Below are 941 nucleotides of genomic sequence, written 5' to 3' on the forward strand. Positions count from 1 at the left end.
CTAGGCCGTGTCCTGTGAATCTTGGCGGAGCCAGAGGATGATCGCGGCGATGAGGATCTCGGAGCGGTAGTAGGCGGCGCGTTTGGCGTAGCGGGTCGCCAGATCGCGGAACTGTTTGAGCCGGTTGAAGCACCGTTCGACCACGTTGCGGTCGGCGTAGATCTCGGGATCGAAGCGCGGTGGCCGGCCGCCGCGGGAGCCCTTCACGTGTCGGCGCGCGATCTGGTCGCTCTTCTCCGGGCTGGTGAACGTGATCCTGCGCTCGCGCATCGCCGCGCGGGTCGAGGGGTGGGAGTAGGCCTTGTCGGCCAGCACCCGCTCAGGCCGTTTCCGGGGCCGGCCGGGACCGTCACGACCGACCGCGACCTGGTCAAGCAGGGGCAGTAGCTGGGGGTTGTCCCCGGCCTGGCCCGGGGTGAGGATCACCGACATCGGCAACCCGCGCCCGTCGACGGCGAGGTGGATCTTGCTGGTCAGCCCGCCGCGGGACCGTCCGAGGGCTTCCCCTTCGACGGCAAGGTCCTCGATCCACTCGGCGGTGCAGCCCCCTTTTTCCGGGCCCCGGCGGAATGCTGGTGGGCCCGCACGGAGCTGGAGTCGATACTGAAGGTCCACTCCACGTTCCCGACAGCGTCGTCCTTGACGATCACCTGGTCGAGGATCCGTTCCCAGGTGCCGTCGGCGGTCCAGCGCCGAAGCCGTTCGTGCGGGGTTTTCCACGGCCCGTAGCGCTCGGGCAGGTCCCGCCACGGCGCCCCGGTACGCAGTTTCCACAGGATCGCGTTGATCACCTGCCGGTGATCACGCCACTGTCCACCCCGTCCCGAAGCGGGTAGCAGCGGCTCGATCCGTGCCCACGCTGAGTCGGTCAACTCGCCACGTCCCACCACCGGAACATGATCAGCGACCGGGCCTCAAACGATTCGCAGGACACGCCCTAG

At 68.4% G+C, this 941-nt stretch carries 1 protein-coding gene; it reads right to left on the bottom strand.

Translation table 11 applies throughout. From position 1 onward, the window contains the following. Positions 1-887, bottom strand: a protein-coding gene (locus FVA95_RS28990; RefSeq protein WP_370460891.1) for an IS5 family transposase whose coding sequence is annotated in 2 segments (ribosomal slippage) — positions 1-518 and positions 518-887 — 888 coding nt in all. Because the reading frame shifts where the segments join, the coding sequence is not laid out codon by codon here. Positions 888-941: the final 54 nt, after the last annotated feature.

It is taken from the genome of Pseudonocardia sp. EV170527-09, from assembly GCF_008369905.1.
Taxonomy (GTDB): domain Bacteria; phylum Actinomycetota; class Actinomycetes; order Mycobacteriales; family Pseudonocardiaceae; genus Pseudonocardia.